Below are 24,064 nucleotides of genomic sequence, written 5' to 3' on the forward strand. Positions count from 1 at the left end.
CCGCCACGGCACGTTCGCGAAGATCAACGGAATAGTACTTGCCCATGGTGATAAACCTCCTCTTCCAGTCCGGAAACTGAATCAGAGTTCGAAGTGTCTGGGAATCCGTCCGATTCTGTCAAAGACAGAACCGCTCTAGTTGGCGACGCCCTTCTTGAGTTCATAGGTTCCGCGCCCTGTCGGGGTGAACCATTCGAGGATGTCAGGGTGGGTGAGCGGTGTCTCGGATTCATCCGCCAGCAGGTTCTGCTCGGAGACATAGGCGACATAATGGGTGCGGTCATTTTCAGCAAAGAGATGATAAAACGGCTGGTCCTTGCGGGGCCTCACCTCTTCGGGGATGGATTCATACCATTCCGCCGTGTTGCCGAACTGGGGGTCAACGTCAAAAATTACACCCCTGAATGGAAACATCCGGTGGCGAACGACCTGTCCGATCTGGAATTTGGCAACATGCATGGATATGGCGTTGTACCTGCGATTTCCGTCGATACGCTGGTCCAAAACCAGTGGCGACCGGGCTGCGCGACGGCGCCGGTGTCCAAACAGGGCTTTCAACCACCCGTTGTGTGTGCGTCCACTAGCCATTTCCAGCTCCTGTGATATCAATGCCCCAAGTCATCAATTTGGGCCACACCATGGCTGAAAAAAAGGCGCCCGGTGCCCGCAACAAGCGGAGCGCCCCGCGCAATGGAAAGACGGCACCGCTATTTGCGGCCGTTGACCTTGGAACGAATAATTGTCGCCTGCTGGTCGCCGAGCCCCGCGGGAAGACTTTTCGTGTGGTCGATTCCCATTCGCAGATTGCCCGGCTGGGCGAAGGCCTGCACGAGACGGGGCGGCTGTCGGATGCCGCCATCGAGCGGGCGATCGATGCGCTGCAGAACATCCGGAAGAAACTGAAGCAGCATGGCGTAGGTCGCGTGCGGTGCATTGCCACCGAGGCCTGCCGGAAGGCCGAAAACGGGGCCGAGTTCATTCGCCGCGTGCATAAAGAAACCGGCCTCACGTTCAAGATTATCGGCGCCAAGGAAGAAGCACGCCTTGCGACGATCGGCTGCCATGACCTGATCGAGCCGTCGGCCAAGTCCGTCCTGGTCGTTGATATTGGCGGTGGGTCGACGGAGCTGTCATGGGTGAATGCGGAAGCGGCCCGCGACAATGGCTTCAAAGGCCTGCTGGAAAAGGCGCCGATCCTCGGCTGGACCAGCCTGCCGCTGGGCGTTGTGACCCTGTCGGAAGCGTTCCAGCATCTCGACGAGGTTGCAGCCTATCCGCTGATGCTTGAGCATGCCCGGCAGACAATCAGTACATGGGACGGGATCGACGCCGTCCGTGAGGCGATGGGCGTGGATGACGCGCACATGATCGGGACCTCAGGCACGGTGACGTGCCTTGCCGGGGTTCACCTGAAGCTCGACCGCTATCGGCGCGACAAGGTGGACGGGACCTGGCTGAGCCGGGACGAAAGCGCTGCCGCGATCAAATTGCTGCGTGACGTCGGGCTCGAAGGTCGGATGAAGCTGCCGACGATTGGCGACGAGCGGGCGGGACTGATGTTGTCCGGCTGTGCGATTGTCGAAGCCGTGTGGGAAGCCTTCCCCGCCGGACGGCTGAGGGTTGCCGACCGGGGCCTGCGCGAAGGCCTGCTATTGTCGATGATGTATGGTCCGAAGAGGCCAAAGGCCCGTCGCCGCGGGCGACGCGGACGGCGTGGGCCCGATGATGGCGCAGGGCGCCAAGAGGACACCAACAATGTCGGATGAAGAAAAGCGCCGCTGGAAAGGCCCGACGGGCAAGGAGGGCTCGTCTGGTCGGCAGATGGACCAGCGCAAGATACGTGCGCACCACGCCAAGTCGGACAGTTCGAAGCAATGGCTCGAGCGCCAGATGTCGGATCCGTATGTGCGCAAGGCTAAGCTTGAGGGATTCCGCGCCCGTGCGGCCTACAAGCTGCTGGAAATCGACGCGAAGGCCGAACTCCTGAAGCGCGGTTGCCGGGTGGTTGATCTCGGCTGCGCGCCGGGAGGGTGGCTACAGGTCGCAGTCGCCAAGAGCGCGCTGGAAGTGGTCGGCATCGACCTTTTGCCGGTTGATCCGATTGAGGGCGCGCATATCGTTCAGGGCGACGTCAACGAGCCCGATGACGTGGCGCGCATGATGAAGGGCCTCACGGACAAGCCGAATCTTGTCCTGTCGGACATGGCGGCGAACACGACCGGCCACAAACAGACCGATCACCTGCGTACGGTCACGCTGGTGGAAATGGCGGCGGCATTTGCTGTTGAGCACCTGGCAACTGGCGGATCGTTCTGTTCGAAAGTGTTCCAAGGTGGGACAACGAAAGAAGTGCTGGAATTGCTGAAATCCAACTTCACGACGGTGAAGCATATCAAGCCGCCAGCGAGCCGCGCCAGCAGTCCGGAAATCTTCGTGGTGGCGAAGGGTTTCAAAGGGGCAAGTCGCCCCTGATCCGGGCTAGAAGCGCCGCACGATCGCAGGGCTCACATAGGTGTGGCGACGGGTCGACAGGGCTGAATCCAGATACTGATCGGGCTGAAGGCCCTGATCCGGCTTTGCATAGCCGAGTTCCAGGATCACTTGGTAGTGAGTCACGCTGCCATTGTTTATGAACCCGCGGGTATTAACCACTTCAAACCAGTCTGGCTCGCCATATTGGTCGCGGGCAACTACAAGCGCGCGGTCAATGGCATCGTCGACGGATTCTGTCGATGTGCTGGTAATTTGACGTAGAGATTGACGTGCTGAAACCATTTTTTAGCGCTCTATATTCGCGTTCCTTCGTGAGGGTGTTGCATATTCTATGCAAAACCGGCTGAGACGTTCCAAAAAAAATGCACCTGCTTGCACCCGCTGTCGGCTGGTCCCAAAGTGGCCGACAGACACTCAGGGAGAGCGATATGTCGATTACAGGCGGATGTTATTGCGGGGCCGTGCGCTATGAGGCGGAAGGCGACCCGATCATGAAGGCGCAATGCCATTGCCGGGAATGCCAGTATTTCACCGGTGGCCAGCCGAATGACTTCATGGCGATGCCCGAGGCCGGATTCACATACACCAAGGGCGCGCCGAAGCGTTTCACGAAATCGGACGTGGCCAACGCGGCGACACGCGAATTCTGTCCGGACTGTGGCGTTCATATCGTGACACGGTCACAGGCATTGCCGGGGGCGGTGATACTGAAAATCGGATCGCTTGATGATCCGACCATTTTCGAGCAACCGCAGATGATCCTGCAGACGGCGGATGCGCAGAGCTTCCATCACATTCCGGACGGCATTCCCACTTTCGAGCGGTTCCCGGGATGATCCGGCGCGGGGCGATCACATTGGCCTGTGCGGCGGTACTGGCAGCCTGTTCGGCAACCGGCAAGCCCGACGTAGCTGAAACGCCGGCGACGACGGCTGAGCCTGCGACGCACGACAAGATCAGATTCGATGGCAAGCGGGCGACACCGGCGGAGCGGAAGGCGTGCGTAGCGGCGGGCGGCACCGTTCGTCCAGACGGCATGTTGGGGCATGATCAATGTATCCGTCCGTATCCGGATGCAGGTAAGTCGTGCAAATCGAAAGATGACTGCCTCGGCCGGTGCCTGCTTTCGCCGGATTCCGATGACGACGTCGACCAGCCAACGGATGACGGCGTGTGCCAGGCGACGGACAGTCAGTTCGGTTGCGTGACGGAAGTCGACGAGGGCACGGTCCAGTGGACGATCTGCATCGACTGAGGATTGCCTAGACCGGCAGCAGGTGCGCCTCGGCCTCGTCGCGGTGCTTCTTCAGGTATTTCATGAAGGGCGTGCCGCCGGTGCCGACGTCGGGGTCGTTGCCGGCGCCGCCTTTTGACTGCTTGTTGATGTAGCTGGCGGCATATTCGAGATGGCGCGTGCGGAAGCGGGCGAGCTGGCGCACATTGTCATTGTAGAGAGTCTTCAGCGTCTTGTTGCCGACGCCCTCGATGAAGGAGCGCACATGGCTGGCGGCGCGGACGTTTTCGATGAATCGGCGATGTTCAGGCGGGCGATAGATGTGGAGTTCATCGAGGAAGGTGCGCAACGGATCCGCCGCGTGGCCGACGCCGAACAAGGCATCCACCGCAGGGACGATGGATGATTGCGATCCGGTCTGGCCACGGAAGGCTTGCGGTAGCCCGTCAGTCTCGGCGACGCCTTCATAAATGAGGCCGTCGCCTAGCGCAGGATTGTCTTTCCATCCATGGATCCACGGGCGGACGCGGTGGAAATAGATATACGGGTCGCAGCGCTCGGGCATGCGATCGAAGATTGCGTTCACATCATCCCAGACGGCCTTCATGGTGGTGAGGCTCTGCTCGGCGGCCGCTTCGTTGCCGTCATCGGTTGCCGCGATTAGGCGGGTGGCTTCTTCGAGGATTTCGCCGGCGCGGGCCTCGATGGCGACGTGGACCAGGACGAACCAGGCTTCGTCCATGCCGCCATCAAAATGCTGAAGCGTGAAGATGTTGCTGAGGTCGATCGGACCGTCGGAATCATAGCGGCCCCAATTGTCGAGCGTGTAGCTGGAATAGGGCAGGAGCGGCGGCTGGCCGAGGCGCTGGCCGAGTTGCCAGATCGGCACGGATAGGTTCGCCGGCAGGGCCTTGGGCGCATCCGGTTCACCCCAGACGAAGGACTGGACCATGAAACTGTAATGCATCATGGCGGCGCGCAGTTCGGCTTCGGAGGCTGACGCGCAGAATGCCGCGAGATCGATCTGCGGCAGGCGCCCGAGCAGTGCGCGCCCGCGGCCGGTGGGCAGGATACGCGGCAGGTCCAGCGCCATGTCGCGGGCCGGGTGGAGCAGGGCCGGCAATGTGGTGGTGGCCGGATCGGTTGCGGCGAGGAAGCCGCGCTCACGGCTGAGACCATAATCTTCGAGTTTCATCAGCGCTCTCCTCCCAGAGAATATTGATTTCAAATGAAACCATTCTCGGCCTAACACATCTCCAAATCGTCACGTCATAAACTTGTGGTTGTGCGGCGTGCGGAATTTGCAGTGGGGGCTTCACAACCCCTCGCGACTCCCTTACTAGGCCAAAAAGGGAGCTCCCCACATGAAAATCCGACAAGCCATCACTTTCGACGACGTGCTGCTTCAGCCCGGCGCGAGCGAGGTTTTACCTGCTGATGTGAACGTCTCGACGTTCCTGACCAAGTCCATCAGCCTGAATATACCGCTGATCTCCGCCGCCATGGACACGGTGACCGAGGCGCGCCTTGCCATCGCAATGGCTCAAGCGGGCGGGATTGGCGTGATCCATCGCAACCTCTCCATCGATGAGCAGGCAGGCGAAGTGGCCATGGTGAAGAAATACGAGAGCGGCGTGGTGATGAACCCGGTGACGATTTCACCGACGGCAACGCTGGGCGACCTGCGTGAACTGAAGGCACGGACCGGATTTTCCGGCATTCCTGTTGTCGAGAAGGACGGCAAGGTTGTCGGTATCATCACCAATCGTGATACTCGCTTTGCCGACGACATGAACGAGAGCATCGCCAGCCTGATGACGCGCAATATCGTCACGGTGAAGATGGACACCGATCCGGCTGAGGCACGGGTGTTGTTGCACAAGCACCGCATCGAGCGGCTGCTGATTGTCGACAATGACGGCAAGTGCCTGGGCCTCCTGACGGTCAAGGACATGGACAAGGCCGCCGTGAACCCGAACGCCGCCAAGGATGCCGCCGGGCGCCTGCGCGTGGCAGCCGCCTCGACTGTGGGCGATGCCGGGTTCGAGCGCACGATGGCGCTGATCGAAGCGGGCGTCGACTGTGTGGTGATCGATACGGCCCACGGACATTCGATCAGCGTGGCCGACGCCGTGCGCCGGGCAAAGAAAGTGTCGAACGCGGTTCAGATCATCGCGGGCAACGTCGCGACGGCGGAAGCCACAAGGGCGCTGATTGATGCCGGCGCGGACGCGGTAAAGGTGGGGATCGGGCCTGGCTCGATCTGCACGACGCGGATCGTGGCGGGTGTAGGCGTGCCGCAGCTGACGGCGATCGAGCAGTGCGCGAATGCGGCGCAGAAGTCGGGCATCCCGATCATTGCCGATGGCGGCATCAAGTTCTCCGGCGACTTTGCCAAGGCGTTGGCCGCCGGCGCAGCCACCGCGATGATGGGCGGCATGTTTGCCGGTACCGAAGAAGCGCCGGGCGAAGTGTTCCTGTACCAGGGGCGCAGCTACAAGGCGTATCGCGGCATGGGCAGCCTCGGCGCGATGGCCCGTGGCTCGGCAGACCGCTATTTCCAGAAGGATGCGGCAGCCGACAAGCTGGTGCCGGAAGGCATTGAGGGCCAGGTGCCGTTCAAGGGGCCGGTCGGTCCGATCCTGCACCAGATGGTCGGCGGCCTGCGGGCGGCGATGGGCTATGTCGGCGCCAAGGATATCGACGAGCTGCACAAGAAGGCCGAGTTCGTGCAGATCACCGGCGCGGGCCTGCAGGAAAGCCATGTGCACGACGTGATGATGACGCGCGAGTCGCCGAACTATTCGGTGAGCCGAGGGTAGCTAACAAAACACCCCTGAATAGAGAGAGCCGAAGGCGAGGGACTGACCCGGATGACTTGCCTAATAGACCTCAACCCAGACAGTGCTGCTCAGTTTTCCGGGTTGTCAGTTGCTGATACTCAGATGCACCTGATCGCCCCGACTGAACGCTGGATCGACCCGAACCTGTCGTCAGAAGTCGAAGACATTTTCCTGCCCGAGTGCGCCTATTTGTGGCGCATCATGATTGATTCCCGTTTTTAGGGTCAGGGCGCAGGTTCGCGTGTATTGGGAGAGTTGCTCGCGCGGGCCGCTGCTGCGGGATTTTCAGGAATGTCACTGACAACCAAAGATAAGGCTGACGGTAATGCGCTGGCGTTCTATCTGAACCTTGGATTTGTCCCGTCCGGCAGACGACTGCGTGGCGAGATCGAACTCGTGAAGTTCTTCGCAGGCCGCTGAAGTTTAAAAGCAGCAAGTGCAGGATGAGCTCCTTGGAAGGCATGCTCAACCCACGACCGGGCAGCGGTTTTAACCTGTGCCGCGAAGGTATTGGCGACCTGCATTCAGGCGCGAGTCCTGAAGGCATTGGCGGGCTCAGTCCCTGTTTCCGGTGACGCATGTTCTCCGCATGCGCGAATTGCGGGCTGATTGCAGGTTTTAAATCCCCGCTCAGATGAAACTTGCGTAAAAATACTGGATCTGGCGTCGGACTTGCGGCGGTCTGGCACGGCGTTCCATACCGCGACTTTTTGAATGGTTGGCACGTAGCGACACAAAGGAAAGAAGCCGATGGGCTGGCGAAGACAGGACGTGCGTGCCGCATTTGGCTACAATGCCAAGGGCGATCTGAAGAAGGTCGTCTGGATTGACGAGACGTTTGGCATGACCGAACGGCTGGCCAGGAGCGAATGCACCATGGCCAGCCTCACGACAGCCATCTTGAACGAGCAGGATGCGCGCGCTGTTGAAGACGTATCCGGACTGGAACTGGCGCAAAAGGCGCACTCAGCGCGGTGCGCGCCACATCGCTTCCAGCGCTGGCGAGTTGTCTCCGACTTCGAACAATTTCATCCGCTCGAAACCGTGGCTCACATAGAAGCCGGTATTGGCGGGATTTGAGTTCTCGAGATAGGCGGGGAGCTGTTTGCGGTCGCAAGCGGCGAGCATGGGGCGGATCAGCGCCTTGCCGACGCCTTGGCCACGCGCCGATTTCCGAGTGCCAAGCGTGAAAAGATACATGTGGGGCTCATGCGGATGATTGGCGTCCATTGTCTCGCCAGCCGTGATCGCGCGCTTGACCGCGCCCTTCGTGCCCCAGCGAGCGACGCCGGCAGCCAGCGCGAGCATGGACAGGGTCGGCAGGTTGCGATTTGTCTCCGAGGTGCACCACATGGCCGCGCCGCCATCGCCCGCGAGATAGCATTGCCCGCGTTTTGAATAGACATCCCGCGCCAGCACGGTGAAGGCGGACTGGATGGCGCGCGACGTGCCGAATATCCATTCATTCACCGGATCTTCGAAGAAGGCCTCGGCCGTGATGTCGCCAAGCTGTCGCCAGTCAGACGGGGTTGCGGCGCGGACGCCTGCCGGCAATTCGATGTCCATCGCTTCCTCCTCAACTGCCAACGTTCCGGCGTGGAGCCACGCTAACACGCCGGAATGATGCCTGAAAGCGGGACAACCGTAGATCGCGCCCTAGTTGGTAATTTGAAAAGCGGCGCGGAAGAATCATGCAGACTAGGGTAGCGATCGTTGGAGCCGGGCTCGCAGGGCTGGCGGCGGCACGACCGCTGGTGGATGCCGGCTGTGATGTTGTCATATTTGAGAAGAGCCGGGGAAGCGGTGGCCGTCTTGCCACGCGGCGTACGGATCTCGGGCCGATTGACCATGGCGCCCCAGGGGTGCCGTCGGAACTCGCCCTCGCATTGGGCGGGGCGTTCTGGCTCGACGGCAAAGATAATGCGCGCGGTGTCGGCGTGCCTGGCATGAGCGCACTGGCGCGCGCTATGGCCACCGGAATTGACGTGCGAACCGGCGTGACTGTTGTGGCTTTGGGCAAGAGTCCTGACGGGTGGCTGTTGACGGATTCCGATGGTGGCGATTGCGGCATGTTTGATGCGGTGATCCTCGCCGTGCCTGCCCCTCAAGCTGGAATCCTGCTCGCACAATCTCCCGACATGGTCGCTGACCTCGCGCTGGTCAAGATGCTGCCGATGTGGACACTTTTATTGGGTTTTGATGTCCCGACCGGGGTGCCGCAAGGCACGCAAGACTTCAACGGGCCGCTGATGACGGCCATTCCAATGCTGGCAAAGCCCGGACAGAGCGGCGCGGAACGATGGACCGTTTATGCGCAACCGGACTGGTCTGCGAAGTTCGTCGATATCGACAAGGCCGAGGCTGCGGCGACCCTGCTGGCGGCGTTCCGAACGGCGACACAGTTGACGGTGCATCCGGCCTATATCGCCGCGCACCGCTGGCGTTACGCGCGGGTGGGACGTGCTTTGGGCCGGCCTTTCGTTGCAAACAGCGAGGAGACTTTGCTGGCTGGTGGCGACTGGGCGCTCGGCTCTCTAGCCTCCGATGCCGTCGCCAGCGGCGAGGCGATGGCTGCGCGCCTTCTCAAACGACGGTCAGCACCGGATTAGCGACTTTAGCGGGGCGCGCCGGGGAAACCCTCGAGCAGGGCGATCTTGCTTGTGGAGCTTTGGTGGCGAAAGGAAGCGAGGGCCTGGTATTCGGTGCAACTATACCATTCCAACGCGATGTCCTTGCTGGGAAATTCGGCGAGGACGGTGCGGGTGCAACTCCAGTCGCCCTCCAGGACGTGTGCGTTTTCGTCGACAGACAGGAGGCGACCGTCATAGCGGTTGAAGACGTCCATGAAGCCCTGCTCGTATTTTCCGTAGGTTTCCCTGTCGGTAATCGTGATATGGGCGACGATGTAGACTGCCACGACGGCTCCTCGATGCGGTAAGACCTCAGTGTAAGATTACACAATATGCAGTGTCTATTTGTTTCCTTGTTAGTGAAGCCCGCGTAAAGCGTCCAGAAGACGATGAAAAAAGGGTGACACATGCGGAATGGCGGTCGGATCAGCGCAGCAATCGAGGTTTTGACGGACGTGCTGGAGCGGCACCAGCCGGTCAAGACAGCCATGCGCGACTGGGGCAAGAGCGCGCGCTATGCTGGCAGCAAGGACCGGGCGATGGTGTCCGGCCTGGTGCTCGACGCGCTGCGCAAGCGCAATTCGGTGGCCTATCGCATGGATGACACAAGCCCGCGCGCGCTGGTGTTGGGTACGCTGGGCTTTGCCTGGGGCTGGGACCTGGACCAGATCGATGCGGCGGTGGGCGATGAGCACGGCCCCGTTCCGCTGACGCCGGACGAGCGCGCGCGCCTTGCTGGCGAGCCTGACCTGGGTGCTCCCCTGCATGTCCAGGGCGATTTTCCCGAATGGATGACGCCGATGATGGCGCGCGTCTTCGGCGACGATGTGGCCGCCGAAACGCAGGCCATGGCGATGCGGGCGGATGTGGACCTGCGCGTCAATACGCTGAAAGTGGATGCTGAAAAGGCGGCTTTCCCGCTCAAGAGCGCCAATGCAGAGCCGTCGCGCCTGCTGCACAATGCCTTCCATATTCCAGCCAAGGATCCGAGCGAACGCGAAGCCAGCCTCGAGAGCATTCCAGCCTATTCCAAGGGCTGGGTGGAAGTCCAGGATGCGGGCAGCCAGATCGCGGCAGCGGCGGCGAATGCCCAGCCGGACGAGCAGGTGCTGGATTATTGTTCCGGCGGCGGCGGCAAGACGATTGCGCTGGCCTCCCAGATGAAGGGCAAGGGACAGATATTTGCCTATGACATCGATGGCAAACGCCTCAGCGCCTTGATTCCGCGCCTGAAACGGTCGGGCGCGACCAATGTGCAACTGGTGCACCCGAGCGAGCCGGTGCAATTGGAAACGCTGACCGGGCTGATGGACTGCGTGTTCGTCGACGCGCCCTGCAGCGGGACCGGCACATGGCGGCGCCGGCCGGATTCGAAATGGCGGATCAAACAGGGCCAGATGGAAAAGCGCATGGCCGAGCAGACGGAGATCCTGGCCAGCGCGGCAGCCTTCGTGAAGCCGGGCGGACGGATGGTCTACGCGACCTGTTCCTTCCTGATGGAAGAGGACGAGGACCGCGTGGCGGAATTCCTGGCGGCGCATCCGGAGTTTAAGGAAGAGGACGCAGCGGCTGCGGCGGTTGCCTCGGGCCTGCTGACAGACGAGGGCGCGAATGTGGTTCAGCGCTTTCGTATGCCGACCGGTAGCGTGCGGCTGACACCGCACCGGGCCGGAACGGACGGGTTCTTCTTTGCGGTGCTCCGCCGGGCCTAGTTGCCGCTGATGACGGCCTCTCCGGAATATTGCGCGATGGCGCCGAGGAGCCTGGTGACTTCCTCCCGTTCCTGAAGCGAGAGTTCCGGACGCCAGATATCGAAGAGGAGGACGACGCGCGTCTCGCTCGCCTCGTTCTTCGCCTCGTGCTCGACACTGTCATCGAATATCACGAGTTCCCCTTCTTTCCAGTGATGTGTCTGGTTGCCCACCCGGAGCCAGGCCGGGCCGGGCACCAGAAGGGGCAGGTGGCAGATCAGGCGCGTGTTGATGAGGCCATGGTGGGGCGGGATGGCCGCGCCGGGCTTGAGCAGTGAGAACAGCACCGACGGCGCCTGTCCGGGCAGGTAGTCCAGCGGGAGGGTGTCGAACGCCGCAGCCGTAACCGGGCAGCGGGCGCAGTTTTCCTCGACGCGGGCGCCGTCTTTCCAAAGATAGAAGGCACTCCAGTCGTCATTGCCGACGAGGTCGTGGCTTTTCACATGGGGTTTGCTTTCGTCGCGCTCGAGATAGGGCCGGAAGGCGGCATGGTCGGCCAAGACCGCGCGCAGTTCTTGCTGTATGGCGTGCGTTTGCGCCTCCAGGGCGGGGGCCCAGTCGAAATCCGAACGGTCGTAGAACTGAATCTGGGGAAGTGCAGGGAAATAGTATTTCGTCGGTTGCTGGAGGTGGATCTGCGCCTTGCCGAGGAGGATATCAACCGACTGGTCGAACCGGGGCGAGCGGCTCTCTGGTGGAATCTGGGCGGCGATGAAGGATTCATATTGGCGGGCATACTCACCCAGCCGGGCCGCGGCGCGCTGGAGACCCGGCTTGAAGATGTCCGGCATGGGACCGCCCTGCATCTGAGCGACCTGCATGGCACCGCCATAGGCGCGGCTGGCATCCTGGGTTTTGCCAGCGGCATGCTGGACGTCGCCAAGAAGGAGGAGGGCGCCAAGGTCGCGCGGAGATTCACGCAGGACCGATTGCAGCGTGGACTCTGCATCGGCCAGCTGGCCATCGCGGGCGTGGTTGAACGCAGCCTGCTTGCGGGCGTCGAGTGTGGGTAAACTGGTCATGCCCAGACTTGGCCGGATACAGCCCGCGACGTCAATACATGGGCCCCCGGAGTGGATACTCGGGAACATTGGCTGACCGCGAGGGCGCGATTGTGTATCCTGCCCCTTCGCCGAGTCGCATCGGCCAAATCGCTGAGGGGACCAGCATGAGCTATCAACTGAACGAGAAAGAGGTGCTGTTCCGCCAGCGCCTGCTGAAGGCTTCGGGTTTCGACCCGAAAGGCCTGGACGGCGTTTGGGGCAAGAATACGGGCACGGCTGACGATGCCTTTCTTGCCGCAAGCGCCGCCCTGCGCGAGGCTTTGGGCACGTTTGATGCGCGCTCAGAGGGGAACATCCTGGGACTTCACATCAAGGCGCAGCGGTTGGCGCGGGAATTCCTGACGAAGGCAGCTAACGTTCCATACCTGGTCAGGATCATTTCGGGCACACGGACCTATGCCGAGCAGGATGACCTGTATGCCAAGGGCCGCTGGGGCGGGCCGCCGGGACCGAAAGTCACCAGGGCCAAGGGTGGGCAGAGCAATCATAATTTCGGCATCGCCTGGGACGTCGCCCTGTTCGAGAATGGCCGTTACATGAATGGCGACGCGCCGCAGGATGATCCGGCCTATCGTGATCTTGCCGGGCAGGCGCTGGTCGAGGGGCTGGAATGGGGCGGGGCGTGGAAGAATTATCCCGATCCGCCGCATTACCAGCTGGCGAGCCCGTATGCGAAGATCTCGGAGATACGCAAACGGTTCGAAGCGGGTGAATCCTATGTCTGATTTGCAGATTCACCGTCGGGCGCACCTTTGAGGCTTGCCCCGTGAGGCGGGACTCAGCTAAACGGCGCCATGACAGAGCAAAGACACGAACGCGCCCTTATCGTCGATTTCGGCAGCCAGGTAACGCAACTCATCGCCCGGCGCCTGCGCGAAAGCGGCGTCTATTGCGAAATCCACCCGTTCAACAAGGTCGATAAGGCCTTTCTTGAATCCTATGACCCGCAGGCGGTGATCCTGTCAGGCGGTCCCTCGAGCGTGTATTGGGACAATGCGCCCATGGCCGATATGGCCATCTTCGAGGCTGGCATCCCGGTGCTCGGTATCTGTTACGGCCAGCAGGTGATGATGCACCAGCTGGGCGGCAAGGTGGAGGGCGGTACCAGCCGCGAGTTCGGCCGGGCCTTTATCGAGAAGGTCGTGGACGATCCGTTCCTGGAAGGCCTTTTGGACAGCGGCGAGCATGAACAGGTCTGGATGAGCCATGGCGATCATGTCGCCGAGATGGCACCGGGCTTTGGCGTGATCGCGAAGTCGCCCGGCGCGCCCTATGCGATCATTGCGGACCCGGAACGGAATTTCTACGGCACGCAGTTCCACCCGGAAGTCGTGCACACGACGCATGGCGCGCAGATCTTGCGTAACTTCACCCATGGTGTGGCGGGCCTGAAGGGTGACTGGACGATGGCCGCCTACCGGGCCGAGGCTGTCGAGAAGATCCGTGCGCAGGTCGGCAAGAGCAAGGTCATCTGCGGCCTGTCGGGCGGCGTGGATTCGTCCGTGGCGGCTGTGCTGATCCATGAGGCGATCGGCGAGCAGCTGACATGTGTCTATGTCGATCATGGCCTGATGCGCGCCAATGAGAGCGAAGAGGTCGTGAGCCTGTTCCGTGAGCACTATAATATCCCGCTGGTGCACGTGGACGCGTCGGTCCTCTTCCTTGGCAAGCTGGCTGGCGTGTCGGACCCCGAGCGCAAGCGCAAGATCATTGGCGGCCTGTTCATCGACGTGTTCGAGGCCGAAGCGAAAAAGATCGGCGGGGCGGACTTCCTGGCGCAGGGCACACTTTATCCGGACGTAATCGAAAGCGTATCGGCGCTGGCTGGACCAAGCGTGACGATCAAGAGCCACCACAATGTCGGCGGCCTGCCGGAACGCATGAACATGCAGCTGGTCGAACCGCTGCGCGAATTGTTCAAGGACGAAGTCCGCGCTTTGGGCCGCGAACTGGGCCTGCCGGAAGCCTTTGTCGGGCGCCATCCATTCCCGGGGCCGGGCCTTGCGATCCGCATTCCCGGCGAGATCACGCGCGAGAAGGCGGACACGCTGCGCAAGGCAGACCTGATCTATATCGACGAGATCAAGAAGGCTGGCCTGTACGATGAAATCTGGCAGGCGTTCAGCGTGTTGCTGCCGGTAAATACTGTTGGCGTGATGGGCGACGTGCGGACCTATGAGGCCGTTCTGGCCCTGCGTGCGGTGACGTCTACGGACGGTATGACGGCGGATTATTACCCGTTCGAACATGCTTTCCTCGGACGGGTCGCCACGCGCATCATCAATGAAGTGCACGGCGTCAATCGGGTCGTCTATGACGTGACCAGCAAGCCACCCGGCACGATTGAGTGGGAGTGACCGGCACTGGCGGGCAGCGACTGGCACTGGTTGGCAACGGCAGGTATTTCGTCCCTGGCGCCACTGGTAGCAAATCGTTTGTTGGCACGATCATTATGGAACCTGGATTGAGGTAACCGTTCCTGCAAAAACCGGAATAGATTGTCGTGGTCAGGACTGGCGTCGTCCGCTGTCAGGTACTTACAGTGTTTCCAGTGACGCCATGGGCACAAACAGCTTCATGGGGTTGTCGGTCAGTGGCAGGAAGAATTCGAAAGATTGGTAGAAGGCCAGCGCATCCTGATCGAGCACATCGAGAACGACACCCATGGCGGGCAAGCCCTTCGGGTTGCTGGCAATTCGATAGGCATGCCTGAGCGCATACACCAATGTTTTCGCCCCCAGGCCTTGCCGATGAAACCGCAGGTCGATGCCGAGTTGCGCCAGCAGGATGACAGGAGCGGGATAGCGCGGCAGGCGGGACGGATCTGGCAGTACTTCACGCACTAAGGTCTGGTGGGCGAGCGTGTAGTACGCGGCTACCTGAGGCTTCTCTGCACTGTCTTCGGTGGTGTAGGAAAGTACAAAGGTACGGTTCAGGTTCAACGCCATGTTCTTTGCAGCAAAGCGGCGAAGATAGGTATTGATGGCATTCTTGCCGCAGTCAAATGTTTTGACATTGATCGCGCTGGGATCGAGTGGTAAGAACTCATCGGCCGGCATTCAGCACCAGGCCCTCTTGATCAAGCGTACGCGCCGCCTCACGCAGCTTGGCTGTTGGCGCAGGCGGATTGTCACAAGCCTCGCAAAAGGCGTCGAACTGCGCGTAGGTCAGTTGAATACTGCTGTAGGCTTCCAGTGCGTCGGGCGCATGTTGCTTCACCAACTGCGTGACATAGGCCTTGATACTGGTTGAGCCCGAGGCACGGGCAGCACGCTCAGCCAGCGCATAGGTTTCTTCGTCCCACTGCATTTCATAACGTACAATTTTGGGCATGGTCATCTCCAAAAATACTCTACGGAATATCTCCGTAACGAAAATAATTATTACGGGATATATCCGTAAAAGCAAGAACGCATTCCCGGGAATGCGTTCTGCGCCACTCATTGACTGTAATGTTACAGTATGACAGTCTAGCGGTGCTGTACTGTTACAGTCGAAATGGATGGCGATGAGAGCAAGTTTCGAGGAGCTATTGCAGCCCTACCCCATAGAACCGGGTTCCTTGCTGCCCGCGATTTTTAACATTTTCTCGCTTTGGCGCCTGACAGGACAGCAGCAGATGACGCTGCTGGGGCTAAGCAATGAGAAGACCCTTTATAACTGAAAGAACCAGCCGGAAAAGGCCAAGCTGACACGGGATCTTTTGGAGAGGGCCAGCTATCTCCTGGGTATTTACAGGGCGTTACAGATTCTCTTTGCTGATGAAGCGCAAAGCGATCAATGGCTTCATGCACCCAATGACAATCCACTATTTGGTGGCGCGGCACCCATCGAAAAAATGCTCGATGGTTTCGTGGTCGATCTGGCGGTTGTTCGGGAGCATCTCGATAGCCAACTTTCATGATTCACACGGCGCTTGATGGTTCGCGCTGGTAGTCGGAGCAGAGCGGTGAGATGGGCCATGCCAGTGGTCTTTCATTGCGGTGAATGAACATCGATCTCTTCATCGCGCAGCTGGTGGTGGTTGTGGAAGAACATATCCCACCAGCCAGGCTGAGCAAGAGGCATGCTGATGAGGTTTGATTTGATATGACGACAAAGAAAGCCCATAGATGGACCTTCCCTGCGCGATTCCGGGCAGGGGTCTACAGTTGGAAATCCTCCAGATTGGCCTGCCAACGACTTCGTGAAGCGGTTTCCGAAATAAAAAAGGTTGCGAAGAAGGAGCCTGTCGTCGCCGCCGAAGGCGCTGTTCGCCTGATAGAAAAGCTCTGGCCTGCGCTGGAGCATGTGGACAGTTCCAGCGGTGCCCTGGGGTCCGCGGTGAACAAAGCACTTGATGACCTGATTCCCTTAATCATCAGTGCGCCGGCTGAGGCCAAAACGCGCAACAAATGGCTCGAACGGTTATGGCAGGCGATGGCGGATGATGGCGTCGATTACCTTGGGCCGGTGGGTGACCGCTGGGGTGAACTTTGTGGATCGGTGGAAGCAGCCAATCAGTGGGCAGGGGAATTGATGCCAACGCTGACGTCGTGCTGGACCGACCCGAATCCCGGTAACTATTTTCATGGCGCAACGGCCTGCCTGTCCTGTCTGCTGGTGGCCGGACGCTACCAGGATCTGCTCGATCTGCTGGCGCTGTACCGTAAACCCTTCTGGCATTATCGCCGCTACGGCGTAGAAGCATTGCTGGCGATGGGCAAGAAATCGGAAGCCCTGAAATACGCCGAGGCATCCAGAGGGCTCAATCAACCGGACTCTGCGATTGACCAGGCCTGCGAAGAGATCCTGATCTCCTCGGGCCTCCATGACGAGGCCTATCGACGCTACGGGTTGAGCGCGGCTAAGGGCAATTCGTATCTCGCGCGGTATCGTGCCGTGGCGAAGCGCTATCCGATGATGGCACCGGCGGAAATGCTTGCTGATTTGATCAAGACCACACCCGGTGAAGAGGGCAAGTGGTTTGCGACCGCAAAGGCGCTCGAGTTATTCGACCTGGCACTGGAGCTGGCAAACCACAGTCCCTGTGATCCGAAAACGCTGACCCGAGCGGCCAAGGATTATCTCGATTCGGAGCCGGCGTTTGCTCTTGATGCTGCCATGGCAGCGCTGCGTTGGTTGAGTGAAGGATGGGGTTACGAGGTGACCAGCGTCGATGTGGTGGAGGCGTATGACCGGGCGATGGACGCTGCCACCCGATTGAACAAGGCTGACTCAGTCAGCGAGCAGATTCGGCTACTCGTCGAGGTGAACGACAATGCCGGTAAACAGAACGCGGCGAGACAGTTTGTTCGCCAGGCTTTGCAGGGGCGAGTGCGAGGCTATGGTAACGACAACCCCCCTGTGGGCGAAAATGGATCACTATTTGGGCGTGGATAAAGGTAACATATATGCTACCATGTGGGTCACATGATCGAGGTTAGAGAATACCTTGATGCCGAGGGAAGCAGTCCATACGCCAAATGGTTCGATCGCCTGAACGTCGCCGCGGCGGTCAAGGTGGCGACAGCAATCCATCGGATGGAGCAGGGTAACGTCTCTAATGTTAAAGGAGACGGTGCCGGCGTCTATGAATACCGGATTGATTTTGGTCCGGGGTACCGGATTTACTTCGGTAAGGACGGAGACCGGTTGGTGATATTGCTCGCGGGCGGCACCAAGAAGCGCCAGGACGCTGATATTTCGGCTGCAAAAGGCCATTAGCGTGACTACAAACGCCGAAAACGGCAAGAGGTGTAACGATGGCTCTGACAAAAGATTTTAAGGACACCATTCAAGCACGCGCCCAGCGGTATCCTTCGTTCCGTAAGGCTCTGCTGCAGGAAGGAGTGGAATGCCTGCTCGCCGGTGACGTCGATACCGGCAAAGCAGTGTTGCGTGACTATATCAACGCGACGATGGGGTTCGAGGAGCTCTCCCAAGTCTTCGACAAATCGAGCAAGAGCCTCATGCGCATGTTCGGGCCAAAGGGGAATCCCCAGGCGAGTAACCTGTTTGCGGTGATCCATTACCTGCAGGAGAAGGAAGGTGTACACTTGGAAGTCAAAGCACGGAAGGTGGCCTAGGCAACTGTGCGGCAGAGGCCAATTGGCGATTTATTCAAAGTATTTTTAAGCATTTTCTGAGCATGGTATTTTTCATGGTATTACGAACTAGAAGGAAAATAAGCCATTGAATATAAAAGAGAAAAAAGTCTCATTTACAATCGAGTGGGAGTGAGAGTGAGCAGCATTCGCAGAGATTATTTTGCATATGCTCATTCTCGTTAATGTTGGTCTTTCCTTTAAATGCGAGGGCTCCTGCGCCACATGGACGCGTTCGAACGGCGTCAGGGGGAGATCGAGCGCGATACCGCCCTTTGCCTCGAAACGCTCGCCCATTTTATCTTCTACTGGCTGACGCGCACCGAGCCGATCCCGGAAGGCGAGCGCGCTGCGGCCCACGCCGTTGGCCAGAGGCGTTTCGACCATTTCATTCAGCAGGTGGCTAAGAAGCTCGGCAATGAGCATGGGATCGCGGCGCGGCTTGAGGGCATCGACGCGTCACCTGGCGAGGCAAGCGGCGCTCCGGCTGACTGACCCCATGTCGGAAAGTCGGCTCCAGGTGCGGAATGGCGGACATGGATTGTTGGCCCAAGGAGACTTGTTGAGCCTTAAGCCGGTGAGGGCTAAAGCCCGCTTCGTTCAAAATTCTTGTAATAGTAACCTTCATGACGCTTTATGTGACATATAGAGTTATGAAGGATCCGTCATGCCTACGCCAACCACACCGCCGAGCGCCGTGCGCCGGACCCTGCGCAAGCTAGGTCAGGATATGGCTGATGCGCGCAAACGCCGGGGCCTGACCATGAAGACCGTGGCTGACCGTGCCTTTACGACACGCAAGACCCTGGCGCGTGTCGAGGATGGCGACCATGGCGTGAGCATTGGCATCTATGCCTCTGTCCTCAACGCGCTTGGACTTCTGGACGGACTTGGCGACCTCGCTGATCCGGCCAATGATGCGGTTGGTCTGTCGCTTTCTTCCGCAGATCTGCCGAAACGAGTCAGGGCAAAGCGCTCATGAGAGAGATCGAGGCCCATATCTCGCTCAAAGGTGAGACGGTTCGCGTTGGCACGCTGTTCCGGCAGTCAGCGCGCGGGCGGGAGTCGGTGACATTCCAGTATCATGAAGACTGGCTGGGGCATGCGGCGCGGTTTTCACTCCAGCCGGGCCTTGGCGTCGGCAACGGCATGTTCCATCCCGGCGACGGCCGCGAGATGTTCGGGTCGATCGGCGATTCCGCGCCTGACACCTGGGGGCGGCGGCTCATGCAGCGCGCAGAGCGCCGCGCTGCACAGGCAGAAGGTCGGTCGCCCCAAACCCTGCACGAAGCGGACTTCCTGCTGGGCGTGACGGACATTTCCCGGCTGGGGGCCTTGCGGTTCAGGCGCGTAGGCGATGAACCGTTCCAGAAGCCTGCCGGCGAAGGCGTGCCCGGCTTCATCCAGCTTGGACGACTGCTCGCAAGCGCGCAGCGCATCGAGCGAGATGAGGAAACCGATGAAGACCTGTCGCTGATCTTCGCGCCCGGCTCCTCGCTCGGTGGCGCTAGGCCTAAAGCGTCCGTAGCCGATGCTTATGGCGCGCTCGCCATCGCCAAGTTTCCGAAGGACACTGACGATTACAGCATCGAGACCTGGGAACATATCGCGCTCACACTGGCTGAGCGGGCGGGCGTGCGTGTGCCGCGCCATGCACTCCACCGCGTGGGTGACAAGCCGTTGCTTCTCTCATGGCGCTTCGACCGCGACGGTGAGGACCGCATCCCCTTCCTGTCGGCCATGTCGATGTTGCAGGCGAAAGATGGCGAACGTGCGAGCTATCCCGAGATTGTCGACGAGCTCTCCCGGCATGGCGCGAATGCAAGAGCCGACGCGGCCGAGCTGTTCCGGCGTGTCGTCTTCAACATCCTGATCTCCAATGTCGATGACCATTTGCGAAATCACGGTTTCCTCTGGGCCGGAAAGGCAGGATGGCGGCTGTCACCCGCCTATGACCTCAATCCGACTCCAACGGACCTCAAGGCGCGTATCCTGACGACGAATATCAGCCTTGATGAGGGAACCTGTTCCATCGAACTGGCGCTGTCTCAGGCGGAACTGTTTGGTCTCAGTCTCGATAATGCGAAGGCGACCGTGTCCGAGGTCGGCAGCGCGGTCACCGAGTGGCGCGCTGTGGCGCGCCGGGTCGGTCAGACGGACGGTCAGATCGACCGCATGGCGAGCGCGTTCGAGCATGAGGACCTGATCGTTGCAACGTCCTGACCAAGTGGAGGCCGCGATTTTGCGAAATGTAAAATTTTGCTCGCTATCAATTGAGTGCAGGAGAATTCTTTCCCGAACAAGTTCGACGCTACAGTGAGGTGGTCCTGTTTTCCTGCACAGTTTTCCGGCCTTGCTAAGGTATATCCGGGTTGTTGATCAGGCCGCTTTCTTCAGTTCGTTTCCAGTTCCATATGCCTCGTTCGGCGTCGCCTTGCCAAGGGCGGCGTGCGGCCGCTCCCGATTGTAGAAGTGCATCCACCGCAGCAATCGCTCATCTGGATCGGCGGGCATTTCACATCGCCAAAAGAACAATAGACGCAGCAGTCGCCCGGGAGCGGTTTCAGCAACGCCCCGCATCCCTTGCAGTCATAGTAATACTGGCAGGCGTCTGTTGGCATGAGGTCTTTGGACTGATGCCCGCATTGGGGGCAGGTCAGTGTGGAAGAGGGTTCAAAGGAACCGCTCATCTGAGGTTCAGCCATCGCAGCAACTCTCCTTCATAGGACGGCAATATCCATGCGCCGACGAGCAGCAGAACGGCCACCGCGACGCTGATCCAGAACCGCACCTTCGGACGCTGACCGCCGCGCAATGCGAAAACGACGGCACCCGCCAGCAGGAGCGCTGCGATGATCATGAAGGCGGTCTTGTAGCGGGCAAAGAAGCCGAGATTGGCAACAAGCGCGGTGCTGACGCCAAGGTTCACAAGCAGGATTGGAAGCACACAGCACGACGCCCCGAGGAAGGCGAAAACGCCGCCCAGAACGCCTCCACCTGCCAGCCAGCCATTGGCGCGGGACGTTTTCGAGGCCGTCACTTCATTGTCAGTTTCAGAGGTCATTTTTATGATCTACAATCTGTAGCCACTACAGAAGCAAGAGGTATTTGCATGGCCGACTTCACAATTGGACGACTGAGTAAGGCGACCGGCGTTCACATTGAGACGATCCGCTATTACGAGAAGATCGGACTTATCCCGAAAACGCCTCGCAGCGATGGCGGCAGGCGCCTCTATGACGGTGATGCGATTCTGCGCCTGCGCTTCATCCGCCGGGCGCGCGACCTTGGTTTTGCCCTCGATGATGTGCGTTCGCTGATGGGTCTTGCGACCGAACCTGGAAGCTGCGTAGACGCTTTCGAGATTGCAGAACGTCACCGATTAGATGTGCGAAGCCGCATCGCCGATCTGCGACGTCTGGAACGGCGCCTCGCGGAGTTGACGAAGGCCTGCCAGATTGACGGCGACCTCGAATGCGGTCTTCTCGATGCGCTCTCACGGAACTGAGAATGACATCAGTCGAGCAATTATTCGTGCCGGTCGATGTTCGCTGACACAAAGGCCGATGGCACGTAGTGCAGGTCCATCCGCTTTTACTAGATGCGCTCTGACCTCCTTGTTCCCGTCTCATGCCGTGTGACCTGGACGACGCCTGACGGGCCTTGAAACCGGCGCTTCCAAAGAATTTTCCCCGCCGCTTCGTGGCTCCTCGCGGATCAAATATCTTCTCAGAGCCGGTGCTCCACTTACGTTTCGCCCGCGAGCGGTTCAGGCCCGTCCTGCGCCTTCCGAGCGGTCCGGCGTCGACGGGGACAAGAGGTCCCCGGGACTTCATGGAAACGAAAAGAACCACACCATGGCCAACGCACTCGGATATGTCGGCGAAACCAAAACAGGCTTCGAAGGCGCCCTCGCAATGATGAACCTATCCGCCGCCATCCGCATCGAGAAGAACGCGGAGAAAGCAGCCGAAGGCCAGCCCGACTACCGCGTCTTCGCCGGTGAAACCTCGACCGAGATCGGCGGCGGATGGCTTTGCAAGGCTAAGGCATCGCGCCGCGAATATGTCTCGATCACCCTCGCAGACCCGCAGATCGGACCGCGCAAGATCTACGCGAACCTCGCCCCCGTAAATGGTAAAAAGGGGCGCCACGTGATCCTCTGGAACCCGCGGGACTAGGGATCAGATCCATCGCCAATGAGCCGCCCCGGATATCAACTCCGGGGCGGTATTTGCGTGTGGAAACAATGGTAGACCGGCAGGTGGAAAAGCGCGCCTGCGCTTTTTATGGCTACAAATGGCGGTGTCTGGTGGCGTACTTTTCGTGGAGATCAAAGCCACGAAAAAGAGCATGCCATTATGGCCAGAGACAACCGGAAACCGCCACAGCGTGAGGAGCTGCCCGAGCTTCTCACCGCGATCGAGGCGACAGAATTTCTGAACTTGTGGCTCATCACCCTGAGCCGTCAGCGCTATCAGGGACGCGGGCCTATCTACTGCAAGCATGGCTGGCGCGTCTATTATCCGAGAGCCGATCTCGTGGACTGGTTCGAGCGCCAGAGATGGGCCTCAACCGGCGTGCCGCTGCGCTCATGAGACGGCGCACGCGAACGGTTGGCGCTGGCCTTCTGGGCATTGGTTTTGCCCTGTTCGGGGTTGTAATCGCGCCCACGGACAGGCTGATCTGAAACCGGACCGGCAGCGCGCCGCAAGCGCTTTACTGGCTGAGCGACGAGCCATTCAACCCTGGCCGATGGGTCGTCGTTCAGCCAGAAGCGCCGACGCGCAGTGGGCTGAGGAACATGGATTTGTCGGGCGGAACTGGCTGCTTCTGAAGCAGATTGCGGGACTTCCTGGCGATGAATTTTGCCGGGCAGGCACGCGCATTTTGATCAATGGACATGTCGCAGGAGCAGCGCGTTTGCAGGACTCATTCGGGCGGCATTTCCTGAGAGGGCTGTGTGGTGCTCGGCGAGGACCAACTATTTCTGATGAATGCGCATCCGGATTCCCTCGACGGTCGCTATTTCGGACCCGTTGAAATCAATGATCTCGATGGCGTCGCGCGTCTGATCCTGCATTGGCGGTGATTAGAGATGGCGGCGTATTCCGGCATAGGCCGGCAATTTGCGGCGAAAGGCGGCATGGGATCGGTAAGCGAACCCGGCAGGGCAAGATATAAGGATGTACGTACACGCCCACCCAGGTCATTGTCTGCACATCATTTTTCCGTATGCGGTTGCTGCTACTTATTACGTACAGGATTCGCCGAAGGTCTTGTAAACGCTGATCTTCGACTGTCATACGCCGCACGGGTCAGGCCATGAGCGGCGACGATGACATCACCCCAGGCTGGGCCGGCTGCATGATGTCGGTGCGGGCAATATTGAGCCAAATCAGGGGCCATCCGAAAAGCCGCAGCCCGCTCGCGGAATGGTGCCAGGCCGACAGGGTTCACCGGACGAAATATCGGCCGCGGAAACGGCGTCGTGCCGCTTGCCTTGCGCCTGAAACGCGGGTTTCAGTCCGACTTGGGACCGACAGCCAGGGCGCTGAATACCGACACGCAGAAAGGTACAATATAGCTGAGGCCCATTTTCCACCAATTCAGGGGTTCAACTGCCACGACCCGTTCGAACTGGTTGATCAGGGTCAGGAGCGAACCGACCAGTATCGCGACAATGAGACCTCTGGTCAGGATGGGGCGCATGATGTCGTCAAACTCTCTTCAAGCGGTGGCAGGCGGTCAATTCGCCCATGTCAGACTGCTGCCTTATGGAAGGTAGTGAAAGGCGCGCCCTTGATCCATGCCGCTGCTGGCGTTGCTGCGCCCCAGAAATAACCCTGACCATACCGCGCTCCGAGTTCAAGCAGCCTTTTCCGGTCTGCATCTGTTTCAATACCCTCGGCAATCGTTGTGAGTCCAAGTGCGCCGGCAAGGAGCAGGATTCCCTTGATAAA

At 59.9% G+C, this 24,064-nt stretch carries 34 protein-coding genes and 1 pseudogene; 22 read left to right on the forward strand and 13 right to left on the reverse strand.

Annotated features, from left to right (window positions below):
* Positions 1-135: 135 nt before the first annotated feature.
* Positions 136-459, reverse strand: coding sequence for a heat shock protein HspQ (gene hspQ / locus ACESNB_RS10375; RefSeq protein WP_373007028.1), 324 nt, complete (start codon positions 457-459; stop codon positions 136-138).
* A 179-nt stretch (positions 460-638) separates the two neighbouring features.
* On the opposite strand from hspQ, the gene ACESNB_RS10380 reads away from it, so the two are divergent.
* Positions 639-1,766, forward strand: coding sequence for a Ppx/GppA phosphatase family protein (locus tag ACESNB_RS10380; protein ID WP_373006968.1), 1,128 nt, complete (start codon positions 639-641; stop codon positions 1,764-1,766).
* Positions 1,756-2,472 carry an RlmE family RNA methyltransferase gene (locus ACESNB_RS10385; RefSeq protein ID WP_373006970.1) on the forward strand — a complete coding sequence of 239 codons (717 nt, stop codon included), beginning with the start codon at positions 1,756-1,758 and terminating at the stop codon, positions 2,470-2,472. The genes ACESNB_RS10380 and ACESNB_RS10385 overlap by 11 nt, the downstream gene beginning before the upstream one ends.
* Before the next feature lie 6 nt (positions 2,473-2,478).
* Here ACESNB_RS10385 and ACESNB_RS10390 read toward each other — a convergent pair whose 3' ends face one another.
* Positions 2,479-2,775, reverse strand: a complete 297-nt coding sequence (locus ACESNB_RS10390; protein ID WP_373006972.1) for a dodecin family protein — start codon at positions 2,773-2,775, stop codon at positions 2,479-2,481.
* 146 nt (positions 2,776-2,921) lie between these two features.
* Between ACESNB_RS10390 and ACESNB_RS10395 the strand changes: the two genes are divergently transcribed.
* Both ACESNB_RS10395 and ACESNB_RS10400 read left to right on the forward strand, forming a co-directional pair.
* Complete coding sequence (locus tag ACESNB_RS10395) at positions 2,922-3,329, forward strand: GFA family protein (RefSeq protein WP_373006974.1); 408 nt, start codon at positions 2,922-2,924, stop codon at positions 3,327-3,329.
* Positions 3,326-3,748: a hypothetical protein gene (locus ACESNB_RS10400; protein ID WP_373006976.1), complete on the forward strand. Its 423-nt coding sequence runs from the start codon at positions 3,326-3,328 to the stop codon at positions 3,746-3,748. The genes ACESNB_RS10395 and ACESNB_RS10400 overlap by 4 nt, the downstream gene beginning before the upstream one ends.
* A gap of 7 nt (positions 3,749-3,755) precedes the next feature.
* Here ACESNB_RS10400 and ACESNB_RS10405 read toward each other — a convergent pair whose 3' ends face one another.
* The gene (locus ACESNB_RS10405) at positions 3,756-4,922 is read right to left on the reverse strand and encodes an indoleamine 2,3-dioxygenase (RefSeq protein WP_373006978.1); all 1,167 of its coding nucleotides are present in this window, start codon (positions 4,920-4,922) and stop codon (positions 3,756-3,758) included.
* Positions 4,923-5,091: 169 nt separating this feature from the next.
* On the opposite strand from ACESNB_RS10405, the gene guaB reads away from it, so the two are divergent.
* Together guaB and ACESNB_RS10415 are read left to right on the forward strand one after the other, a co-directional pair.
* A complete protein-coding gene (guaB, locus tag ACESNB_RS10410; protein ID WP_373006980.1) occupies positions 5,092-6,549 on the forward strand; it encodes an IMP dehydrogenase in 1,458 nt (485 codons plus the stop codon).
* Positions 6,550-6,861: 312 nt separating this feature from the next.
* Positions 6,862-6,990 (forward strand): hypothetical protein, encoded by a 129-nt coding sequence (locus ACESNB_RS10415; protein ID WP_373006982.1) that lies wholly within the window; start codon positions 6,862-6,864, stop codon positions 6,988-6,990.
* Positions 6,991-7,536: 546 nt separating this feature from the next.
* On the opposite strand, the gene ACESNB_RS10420 is transcribed toward ACESNB_RS10415, so the two are convergent.
* Positions 7,537-8,136 (reverse strand): GNAT family N-acetyltransferase, encoded by a 600-nt coding sequence (locus ACESNB_RS10420; RefSeq protein WP_373006984.1) that lies wholly within the window; start codon positions 8,134-8,136, stop codon positions 7,537-7,539.
* Between the two features lie 125 nt (positions 8,137-8,261).
* Here ACESNB_RS10420 and ACESNB_RS10425 point away from each other — a divergent pair, with 125 nt between their 5' ends.
* Positions 8,262-9,179, forward strand: coding sequence for an NAD(P)/FAD-dependent oxidoreductase (locus tag ACESNB_RS10425; protein ID WP_373006986.1), 918 nt, complete (start codon positions 8,262-8,264; stop codon positions 9,177-9,179).
* Between the two features lie 5 nt (positions 9,180-9,184).
* Here the strand turns inward: ACESNB_RS10425 and ACESNB_RS10430 are convergent, their stop codons facing one another.
* Positions 9,185-9,487, reverse strand: coding sequence for a DUF1330 domain-containing protein (locus ACESNB_RS10430; protein ID WP_373006988.1), 303 nt, complete (start codon positions 9,485-9,487; stop codon positions 9,185-9,187).
* Positions 9,488-9,607: 120 nt separating this feature from the next.
* Here ACESNB_RS10430 and ACESNB_RS10435 point away from each other — a divergent pair, with 120 nt between their 5' ends.
* On the forward strand, positions 9,608-10,912 hold the full coding sequence (locus ACESNB_RS10435) for an RsmB/NOP family class I SAM-dependent RNA methyltransferase (protein WP_373006990.1): 1,305 nt from the start codon (positions 9,608-9,610) through the stop codon (positions 10,910-10,912).
* On the opposite strand, the gene ACESNB_RS10440 is transcribed toward ACESNB_RS10435, so the two are convergent.
* Positions 10,909-11,973 carry an aspartyl/asparaginyl beta-hydroxylase domain-containing protein gene (locus tag ACESNB_RS10440; RefSeq protein ID WP_373006992.1) on the reverse strand — a complete coding sequence of 355 codons (1,065 nt, stop codon included), beginning with the start codon at positions 11,971-11,973 and terminating at the stop codon, positions 10,909-10,911. The two genes, ACESNB_RS10435 and ACESNB_RS10440, sit on opposite strands and share 4 nt — an antisense overlap.
* Positions 11,974-12,119: 146 nt before the next feature.
* Here ACESNB_RS10440 and ACESNB_RS10445 point away from each other — a divergent pair, with 146 nt between their 5' ends.
* Both ACESNB_RS10445 and guaA read left to right on the forward strand, forming a co-directional pair.
* Positions 12,120-12,740: a M15 family metallopeptidase gene (locus ACESNB_RS10445; RefSeq protein ID WP_373006994.1), complete on the forward strand. Its 621-nt coding sequence runs from the start codon at positions 12,120-12,122 to the stop codon at positions 12,738-12,740.
* Between the two features lie 69 nt (positions 12,741-12,809).
* On the forward strand, positions 12,810-14,372 hold the full coding sequence (gene guaA / locus ACESNB_RS10450) for a glutamine-hydrolyzing GMP synthase (RefSeq protein WP_373006996.1): 1,563 nt from the start codon (positions 12,810-12,812) through the stop codon (positions 14,370-14,372).
* Positions 14,373-14,552: 180 nt separating this feature from the next.
* Here the strand turns inward: guaA and ACESNB_RS10455 are convergent, their stop codons facing one another.
* Together ACESNB_RS10455 and ACESNB_RS10460 are read right to left on the reverse strand one after the other, a co-directional pair.
* Positions 14,553-15,074: a GNAT family N-acetyltransferase gene (locus ACESNB_RS10455; protein ID WP_373006998.1), complete on the reverse strand. Its 522-nt coding sequence runs from the start codon at positions 15,072-15,074 to the stop codon at positions 14,553-14,555.
* Positions 15,061-15,348 (reverse strand): DUF1778 domain-containing protein, encoded by a 288-nt coding sequence (locus ACESNB_RS10460; RefSeq protein WP_373007000.1) that lies wholly within the window; start codon positions 15,346-15,348, stop codon positions 15,061-15,063. Before ACESNB_RS10460 ends, ACESNB_RS10455 begins: the two co-directional genes overlap by 14 nt.
* A 175-nt stretch (positions 15,349-15,523) precedes the next feature.
* Between ACESNB_RS10460 and ACESNB_RS10465 the strand changes: the two genes are divergently transcribed.
* The 8 genes from ACESNB_RS10465 (at position 15,524) to ACESNB_RS10500 (ending at position 20,324) form a co-directional block, all read left to right on the forward strand.
* Positions 15,524-15,679 carry an antitoxin Xre-like helix-turn-helix domain-containing protein gene (locus tag ACESNB_RS10465; RefSeq protein WP_373007030.1) on the forward strand — a complete coding sequence of 52 codons (156 nt, stop codon included), beginning with the start codon at positions 15,524-15,526 and terminating at the stop codon, positions 15,677-15,679.
* 39 nt (positions 15,680-15,718) lie between these two features.
* Positions 15,719-15,919 carry an MbcA/ParS/Xre antitoxin family protein gene (locus ACESNB_RS10470; protein WP_373007002.1) on the forward strand — a complete coding sequence of 67 codons (201 nt, stop codon included), beginning with the start codon at positions 15,719-15,721 and terminating at the stop codon, positions 15,917-15,919.
* 185 nt (positions 15,920-16,104) lie between these two features.
* Positions 16,105-17,397 (forward strand): hypothetical protein, encoded by a 1,293-nt coding sequence (locus ACESNB_RS10475; RefSeq protein ID WP_373007004.1) that lies wholly within the window; start codon positions 16,105-16,107, stop codon positions 17,395-17,397.
* A 33-nt stretch (positions 17,398-17,430) separates the two neighbouring features.
* Entirely contained in the window at positions 17,431-17,721 is a 291-nt protein-coding gene (locus tag ACESNB_RS10480; protein WP_373007032.1) for a type II toxin-antitoxin system RelE/ParE family toxin, read from the forward strand.
* A 38-nt stretch (positions 17,722-17,759) separates the two neighbouring features.
* The gene (locus ACESNB_RS10485; protein WP_373007006.1) at positions 17,760-18,083 is read left to right on the forward strand and encodes a DNA-binding protein; all 324 of its coding nucleotides are present in this window, start codon (positions 17,760-17,762) and stop codon (positions 18,081-18,083) included.
* A 243-nt stretch (positions 18,084-18,326) separates the two neighbouring features.
* The gene (locus ACESNB_RS10490) at positions 18,327-18,596 is read left to right on the forward strand and encodes a hypothetical protein (RefSeq protein ID WP_373007008.1); all 270 of its coding nucleotides are present in this window, start codon (positions 18,327-18,329) and stop codon (positions 18,594-18,596) included.
* Positions 18,597-18,768: 172 nt separating this feature from the next.
* Complete coding sequence (locus tag ACESNB_RS10495) at positions 18,769-19,083, forward strand: helix-turn-helix domain-containing protein (protein WP_373007010.1); 315 nt, start codon at positions 18,769-18,771, stop codon at positions 19,081-19,083.
* A complete protein-coding gene (locus tag ACESNB_RS10500) occupies positions 19,080-20,324 on the forward strand; it encodes a type II toxin-antitoxin system HipA family toxin (RefSeq protein ID WP_373007012.1) in 1,245 nt (414 codons plus the stop codon). Before ACESNB_RS10495 ends, ACESNB_RS10500 begins: the two co-directional genes overlap by 4 nt.
* 156 nt (positions 20,325-20,480) lie before the next feature.
* On the opposite strand, the gene ACESNB_RS10505 is transcribed toward ACESNB_RS10500, so the two are convergent.
* The 3 genes and pseudogenes from ACESNB_RS10505 to ACESNB_RS10515 form a co-directional block, all read right to left on the reverse strand.
* Positions 20,481-20,615 (reverse strand): integrase core domain-containing protein, encoded by a 135-nt coding sequence (locus ACESNB_RS10505; RefSeq protein WP_373007014.1) that lies wholly within the window; start codon positions 20,613-20,615, stop codon positions 20,481-20,483.
* Positions 20,567-20,791 (reverse strand): annotated as a pseudogene (locus ACESNB_RS10510) (GDCCVxC domain-containing (seleno)protein); the annotation flags it as partial. The pseudogene ACESNB_RS10510 and the gene ACESNB_RS10505, both read right to left, overlap by 49 nt.
* Positions 20,788-21,165, reverse strand: coding sequence for a hypothetical protein (locus ACESNB_RS10515; RefSeq protein ID WP_373007016.1), 378 nt, complete (start codon positions 21,163-21,165; stop codon positions 20,788-20,790). The gene ACESNB_RS10515 and the pseudogene ACESNB_RS10510, both read right to left, overlap by 4 nt.
* A gap of 48 nt (positions 21,166-21,213) precedes the next feature.
* Here ACESNB_RS10515 and ACESNB_RS10520 point away from each other — a divergent pair, with 48 nt between their 5' ends.
* The 4 genes from ACESNB_RS10520 (at position 21,214) to ACESNB_RS10535 (ending at position 23,193) form a co-directional block, all read left to right on the forward strand.
* The gene (locus ACESNB_RS10520; protein ID WP_373007018.1) at positions 21,214-21,609 is read left to right on the forward strand and encodes a helix-turn-helix domain-containing protein; all 396 of its coding nucleotides are present in this window, start codon (positions 21,214-21,216) and stop codon (positions 21,607-21,609) included.
* 349 nt (positions 21,610-21,958) lie between these two features.
* Positions 21,959-22,282, forward strand: a complete 324-nt coding sequence (locus ACESNB_RS10525; protein WP_373007020.1) for a DUF736 domain-containing protein — start codon at positions 21,959-21,961, stop codon at positions 22,280-22,282.
* Positions 22,283-22,462: 180 nt separating this feature from the next.
* A complete protein-coding gene (locus ACESNB_RS10530; RefSeq protein ID WP_373007022.1) occupies positions 22,463-22,699 on the forward strand; it encodes a helix-turn-helix domain-containing protein in 237 nt (78 codons plus the stop codon).
* A 368-nt stretch (positions 22,700-23,067) separates the two neighbouring features.
* Entirely contained in the window at positions 23,068-23,193 is a 126-nt protein-coding gene (locus ACESNB_RS10535; RefSeq protein WP_373007034.1) for a S26 family signal peptidase, read from the forward strand.
* A 431-nt stretch (positions 23,194-23,624) separates the two neighbouring features.
* Here the strand turns inward: ACESNB_RS10535 and nrtS are convergent, their stop codons facing one another.
* Positions 23,625-23,813: a nitrate/nitrite transporter NrtS gene (nrtS, locus tag ACESNB_RS10540; protein WP_373007024.1), complete on the reverse strand. Its 189-nt coding sequence runs from the start codon at positions 23,811-23,813 to the stop codon at positions 23,625-23,627.
* 50 nt (positions 23,814-23,863) lie between these two features.
* Positions 23,864-24,064 (reverse strand): EAL domain-containing protein (locus ACESNB_RS10545; RefSeq protein ID WP_373007026.1); only part of this gene is annotated, 201 nt, incomplete at its 5' end.

Origin of the sequence: Hyphomonas sp. (assembly GCF_041689225.1) — a bacterium.
Classification (GTDB): domain Bacteria; phylum Pseudomonadota; class Alphaproteobacteria; order Caulobacterales; family Hyphomonadaceae; genus Hyphomonas.

Excerpts from the sequence above, each read along its gene's own strand:
- ACESNB_RS10490 (WP_373007008.1), top strand. The coding sequence starts at position 18,327 with ATGGACGCGTTCGAACGGCGTCAGGGGGAGATCGAGCGCGATACCGCC.
- ACESNB_RS10515 (WP_373007016.1), bottom strand. The coding sequence starts at position 21,165 with ATGACCTCTGAAACTGACAATGAAGTGACGGCCTCGAAAACGTCCCGC.
- ACESNB_RS10400 (WP_373006976.1), top strand. The coding sequence starts at position 3,326 with ATGATCCGGCGCGGGGCGATCACATTGGCCTGTGCGGCGGTACTGGCA.
- ACESNB_RS10455 (WP_373006998.1), bottom strand. The coding sequence starts at position 15,074 with ATGCCGGCCGATGAGTTCTTACCACTCGATCCCAGCGCGATCAATGTC.
- ACESNB_RS10505 (WP_373007014.1), bottom strand. The coding sequence starts at position 20,615 with ATGCCCGCCGATCCAGATGAGCGATTGCTGCGGTGGATGCACTTCTAC.
- ACESNB_RS10395 (WP_373006974.1), top strand. The coding sequence starts at position 2,922 with ATGTCGATTACAGGCGGATGTTATTGCGGGGCCGTGCGCTATGAGGCG.
- ACESNB_RS10460 (WP_373007000.1), bottom strand. The coding sequence starts at position 15,348 with ATGCCCAAAATTGTACGTTATGAAATGCAGTGGGACGAAGAAACCTAT.
- ACESNB_RS10390 (WP_373006972.1), bottom strand. The coding sequence starts at position 2,775 with ATGGTTTCAGCACGTCAATCTCTACGTCAAATTACCAGCACATCGACA.
- ACESNB_RS10500 (WP_373007012.1), top strand. The coding sequence starts at position 19,080 with ATGAGAGAGATCGAGGCCCATATCTCGCTCAAAGGTGAGACGGTTCGC.
- guaB (WP_373006980.1), top strand. The coding sequence starts at position 5,092 with ATGAAAATCCGACAAGCCATCACTTTCGACGACGTGCTGCTTCAGCCC.
- ACESNB_RS10405 (WP_373006978.1), bottom strand. The coding sequence starts at position 4,922 with ATGAAACTCGAAGATTATGGTCTCAGCCGTGAGCGCGGCTTCCTCGCC.
- ACESNB_RS10475 (WP_373007004.1), top strand. The coding sequence starts at position 16,105 with ATGACGACAAAGAAAGCCCATAGATGGACCTTCCCTGCGCGATTCCGG.
- ACESNB_RS10525 (WP_373007020.1), top strand. The coding sequence starts at position 21,959 with ATGGCCAACGCACTCGGATATGTCGGCGAAACCAAAACAGGCTTCGAA.
- ACESNB_RS10495 (WP_373007010.1), top strand. The coding sequence starts at position 18,769 with ATGCCTACGCCAACCACACCGCCGAGCGCCGTGCGCCGGACCCTGCGC.
- ACESNB_RS10425 (WP_373006986.1), top strand. The coding sequence starts at position 8,262 with ATGCAGACTAGGGTAGCGATCGTTGGAGCCGGGCTCGCAGGGCTGGCG.
- ACESNB_RS10445 (WP_373006994.1), top strand. The coding sequence starts at position 12,120 with ATGAGCTATCAACTGAACGAGAAAGAGGTGCTGTTCCGCCAGCGCCTG.
- ACESNB_RS10520 (WP_373007018.1), top strand. The coding sequence starts at position 21,214 with ATGGCCGACTTCACAATTGGACGACTGAGTAAGGCGACCGGCGTTCAC.
- ACESNB_RS10380 (WP_373006968.1), top strand. The coding sequence starts at position 639 with ATGGCTGAAAAAAAGGCGCCCGGTGCCCGCAACAAGCGGAGCGCCCCG.
- nrtS (WP_373007024.1), bottom strand. The coding sequence starts at position 23,813 with ATGCGCCCCATCCTGACCAGAGGTCTCATTGTCGCGATACTGGTCGGT.
- ACESNB_RS10440 (WP_373006992.1), bottom strand. The coding sequence starts at position 11,973 with ATGACCAGTTTACCCACACTCGACGCCCGCAAGCAGGCTGCGTTCAAC.
- ACESNB_RS10485 (WP_373007006.1), top strand. The coding sequence starts at position 17,760 with ATGGCTCTGACAAAAGATTTTAAGGACACCATTCAAGCACGCGCCCAG.
- ACESNB_RS10385 (WP_373006970.1), top strand. The coding sequence starts at position 1,756 with ATGTCGGATGAAGAAAAGCGCCGCTGGAAAGGCCCGACGGGCAAGGAG.
- ACESNB_RS10465 (WP_373007030.1), top strand. The coding sequence starts at position 15,524 with ATGAGAGCAAGTTTCGAGGAGCTATTGCAGCCCTACCCCATAGAACCG.
- ACESNB_RS10420 (WP_373006984.1), bottom strand. The coding sequence starts at position 8,136 with ATGGACATCGAATTGCCGGCAGGCGTCCGCGCCGCAACCCCGTCTGAC.
- hspQ (WP_373007028.1), bottom strand. The coding sequence starts at position 459 with ATGCATGTTGCCAAATTCCAGATCGGACAGGTCGTTCGCCACCGGATG.
- ACESNB_RS10415 (WP_373006982.1), top strand. The coding sequence starts at position 6,862 with ATGTCACTGACAACCAAAGATAAGGCTGACGGTAATGCGCTGGCGTTC.
- ACESNB_RS10530 (WP_373007022.1), top strand. The coding sequence starts at position 22,463 with ATGGCCAGAGACAACCGGAAACCGCCACAGCGTGAGGAGCTGCCCGAG.
- guaA (WP_373006996.1), top strand. The coding sequence starts at position 12,810 with ATGACAGAGCAAAGACACGAACGCGCCCTTATCGTCGATTTCGGCAGC.
- ACESNB_RS10435 (WP_373006990.1), top strand. The coding sequence starts at position 9,608 with ATGCGGAATGGCGGTCGGATCAGCGCAGCAATCGAGGTTTTGACGGAC.